General features: G+C 44.6%; 4 protein-coding genes. 2 read left to right on the top strand and 2 right to left on the bottom strand.

The genetic code is table 11. The features are described from left to right. Positions 1 to 38: 38 nt before the first annotated feature. On the top strand, positions 39 to 2,105 hold the full coding sequence (locus V7659_RS27335; RefSeq protein ID WP_335543224.1) for a transglycosylase domain-containing protein: 2,067 nt from the start codon (positions 39 to 41) through the stop codon (positions 2,103 to 2,105). A gap of 124 nt (positions 2,106 to 2,229) precedes the next feature. Here V7659_RS27335 and V7659_RS27330 read toward each other — a convergent pair whose 3' ends face one another. Both V7659_RS27330 and V7659_RS27325 read right to left on the bottom strand, forming a co-directional pair. Next, the gene (locus V7659_RS27330; RefSeq protein WP_335543222.1) at positions 2,230 to 2,739 is read right to left on the bottom strand and encodes a YwhD family protein; all 510 of its coding nucleotides are present in this window, start codon (positions 2,737 to 2,739) and stop codon (positions 2,230 to 2,232) included. Positions 2,740 to 2,755: 16 nt separating this feature from the next. Further along, positions 2,756 to 3,376 (bottom strand): site-2 protease family protein, encoded by a 621-nt coding sequence (locus V7659_RS27325; RefSeq protein ID WP_335543223.1) that lies wholly within the window; start codon positions 3,374 to 3,376, stop codon positions 2,756 to 2,758. A gap of 274 nt (positions 3,377 to 3,650) precedes the next feature. Here V7659_RS27325 and V7659_RS27320 point away from each other — a divergent pair, with 274 nt between their 5' ends. Further along, positions 3,651 to 3,836: a 2-hydroxymuconate tautomerase gene (locus V7659_RS27320; RefSeq protein ID WP_098571566.1), complete on the top strand. Its 186-nt coding sequence runs from the start codon at positions 3,651 to 3,653 to the stop codon at positions 3,834 to 3,836. The last annotated feature ends 57 nt before the right edge of the window (positions 3,837 to 3,893 follow it).

Here is a 3,893-nt window from a genome sequence, read left to right as displayed (position 1 = left end):
ATTACTATCTATTTTTTAAAAAAAGGGTGGTGAACATCGTGGAAATCATGACTGATCAAGGGTTTCGGAAGACAATTAAATATTTACGGGCAGTTATAATCATCAGTTTGATAGGCATGGTTTGTATGCTTATTCTCTTCCTTGGGATTCTTGCCTATGCAAAAATTTTAGGGCCACCACCGCTCGCCGTTCCGCAATCGACGCTATTCTTTGCTGACGATGGAAAGCTGATTGGCGAGAGTAATAGCGGACAAAAACGTTATTGGACCAATTTAAAGGATGTTTCACCGGACCTGGTTCATGCGACCATCTCCATTGAAGATAAAAATTTTTATGAGCACCATGGCTTTGACTTCAAACGGATTGCTGGTGCAGTGTTAGCCGATGTGCAAGCTTTCTCAAAGGTACAGGGCGCAAGCACGATCACCCAGCAGTACGCGCGAAATCTATTTCTTGAACACGACAAAACCTGGACGCGGAAGCTGCACGAAGCTTTTTATACCATCCGCATCGAGATGAATTATTCCAAAAAAGAAATTCTTGAGGGCTATTTAAATACGATTTATTATGGCAACGGCGCCTATGGGGTAGAGGCAGCCAGCCAATATTATTTTGGAAAAAAAGCAAACGACTTAACGCTTGCCGAAGCAAGTATGCTGGCGGGAATTCCAAAGGGCCCGGGCATTTACTCTCCGCTGGCCTCGATGGAACATGCGAAAAGCCGCCAAGCGATTATTTTGAAAAGCATGGTGACCAATCATTACATCAGTAAAAAGGTGGCCACCGATGCGGCTATGCAGCCTGTAACCATCGTAGGCACGCACAATACACAAAAAGTGAAGGTCGCCCCTTATTTTCAGGATGCCGTCAGAAATGCTTTGAAAAATCAATTGCATTTAGATGATCGCACAATTGCCCTCGGCGGGCTAAAAGTCTATACCACGCTTAACCGCAAGCAGCAGGAAGCAGCAGAAAGCCAAATTCATAAATATGTAGCGAATCTATCAGAAATTCAAGTCGGTCTTGTTGCGATGGACCCGAAAAACGGCTATGTCAAAGCGATGGTCGGCGGCCGGGACTATGAAAAAAGTTCATTTAACCGTGCTGTTCAAGCCATCAGGCAGCCTGGTTCGACGATCAAACCGCTTCTATACTACGCGGCCCTTGAGCAAGGCTTTACGCCATCTTCGACGATGCGCAGTGAGTTTACGACCTTCCATTTTGATGATGGCCAGCCAGACTATACGCCGCATAACTTTAACAATAAGTATGCCAACGGGGAAATCACCCTTGCCCAGGCGCTTGCTGTCTCCGATAATATTTTTGCTGTCAAAACGCATTTATTTTTAGGAGAAGAGACCTTAATCGAAACGGCGAAGAAATTCGGCCTTTCTTCGAAAATGGCTCAAGTTCCGTCCCTGGCATTGGGGACATCTGGTGTCCGCGTTATCGAAATGGCGAATGCCTATAGTTTATTTGCTAATGGTGGAAAAAAAGTTAATCCGACCTTGATTACGAGAGTGGAAGACTACACTGGCAACGTGATTTATGAAAAAGAAGAGGAAACAGAAAAGGTGTTAGACCCAGCTAAGGCGTATGTGATGACGCAAATGTTGACAGGGATTTTCGATCCAAAGCTTAATGGATATGCGAAGGTCACAGGCAGCACGGTCATCAACGATATTACCCGGCCTTATGCAGGGAAATCAGGCTCAACTGAAACCGACAGCTGGATGATTGGCTACTCTCCACAGCTTGTGACAGCCGTCTGGGCAGGCTATGATATGGGAAAACCGATTGAGCTGGTTGCTGAAAAGACGTATGCGAAGAATATTTGGGCCAATTTTATGGAAGAAGCCCTAAAAGGCAAGCCCGTCAAGGCGTTTAAGGCGCCGAAGGAAGGTGTCACAGGGGTGTATGTCAACCCGGAGAATGGCAAATTGGCGACCAAGGATTGCCCGGTGCGTCGCTTTACCTATTACGTCAGCGGCACCGAACCAACGGAATATTGCACCGAACATCTAGACAATCACGAGGCCTTACCAGAGAAACATAAGAGCACGAAGAAAGTCCCTTGGTATAAGAAAATTATGCCGTGGACTTAGCCGAATATTTTATTGAAATAGAAAAGCTCCGGAAAATTCCGGAGCTTTTCTTGTCCTAGTATTACATTGTTTTTACACTCAATATGATACTATAATTTTCAAAAAAATTACAAGCATTAATTTCCTACTTTTCCAATAATCCTTGTTTGAGTTCATCCGTTGAGTTGTTCCACAAAACTTCATTATGTTTACGTAAGAATTCTGCTAATACCTTTTTCGACTTCGCATCCATATCATCGACAATGATATGACGCTTCAGCGACTTATCCATGCGGTTCACGTGCTCAGGCAAGGATTTGTAGCCGCGCCGGATTTCGCGGTCAACGGACATGAAGCAGGCAGTCACACCCGCGTAGTATGGGCCTTCTTCGTTGCGGTCAATCGTTACCCATACAAGCCAATATGGTTTTCCGTTCGGAACCTCATCTTGATTTTTCAAAAATTTAATGCCCTTTTCCACGACGCTGCGGGCATGCATGGCGCCGACATCGATCCCCGCTTCGCCAGCGTCGACATCAATAATGACAGGTGACACATTATCAAGGCTCAAAGCGCCTTTTCCATAGCCCTTATGACTATCGGTCGGATCGCTCTTGATGATATTAAAACCAAGCTTCTTTTTATTTTCTTCCATGAAAACTCGAAACCTCCTAAAAAAACAACATTCTGAAGAATTGACTTAACCCATCCCATACCCACGGAATGACAACCGCGAAAATGGGTTCGATCGTATAGCGATCGAGCGGGGTAAACACTAAAATTAGAAAAATCAATCCGCCGTATTGTTCATACTGCGTCATTTTTGCCCGGACATGGTTGGGGGCTAAGTCCTCAATAATCCGGTATCCATCGAGCGGCGGGAATGGCAGCAGATTAAAGATAAACAGAACAATATTAAGCCGGATAAAGATTTCCAGAAAATCATAAAAACTTTCAGGCGGGGCTGCACCAAAACGGTTTAGCCCGAACGCGACCACAAAGCCGAGTGAAGCTAAGACTAGATTGCTGAGCGGTCCGGCAACCGAAACGAGAATTCCAGCTAGGCGGGGCTTTTTAAAGAAAAAGCGATTAACCGGCACCGGACGAGCCCAGCCGAAGCCGGCGATAAATATTAAGATCGTGCCGATCGGATCAAGGTGTTTGAGCGGATTTAACGTCAACCGGCCTTGTTTTTGTGCGGTCATGTCACCGAATTTATAGGCAACGAACGCGTGGGCAAATTCATGAAACGTAAAGGCAATCATCAGGGTAATCGCCAAATAGGGAATCATGCTTAACGGATAGGCAAGAAAATTAAAATTTTCCAACACCATATCTCCTTCCATCTCAAACGATGTCACGCTTAGAACAAGTTACGTGCGCAACTCCATTTTCTATCTATCTATATTCCTTTTAGTATACATGAAACCGTTTAAAAAAAGAAAATCATAAGCGTCACCGATTATTGCACTTTCCGTCGAATTATGGAACACTAACATAGAAAAGCTGTAACGATTGTTTGCGGCTTATTGACTACCCATACATATAACGGAGGAGGAAAAAAACATGCCATATGTAACAGTAAAAATGCTTGAAGGACGTACCGACGACCAAAAACGTGCCCTAGTTACAAAAGTAACCGATGCAGTAAGCGAAACAACAGGCGCACCAAAAGAAGCTATCCACGTAATGATCGAAGAAATGAGCAAAAACAACCTTGGAATCGCCGGCGTACGAAAAAGCGACCAATAGAGATAATAGTTGTGATAGTGGTGTCAGGCACCATGTGAAATTTTCACATGGTGCCTG

It is taken from the genome of Neobacillus drentensis (assembly GCF_036966985.1).
Lineage (GTDB): Bacteria > Bacillota > Bacilli > Bacillales > Cytobacillaceae > Neobacillus > Neobacillus drentensis_E.
Note: the sequence above shows the minus strand (reverse complement) of the source record. Positions and strands in the feature narration are given on the sequence as shown.

Bases quoted from the DNA above. Each gene is read 5' to 3' on its own strand.
- V7659_RS27330 (WP_335543222.1), bottom strand. From the start codon at position 2,739: ATGGAAGAAAATAAAAAGAAGCTTGGTTTTAATATCATCAAGAGCGAT.
- V7659_RS27325 (WP_335543223.1), bottom strand. From the start codon at position 3,376: ATGATTCCCTATTTGGCGATTACCCTGATGATTGCCTTTACGTTTCAT.
- V7659_RS27320 (WP_098571566.1), top strand. From the start codon at position 3,651: ATGCCATATGTAACAGTAAAAATGCTTGAAGGACGTACCGACGACCAA.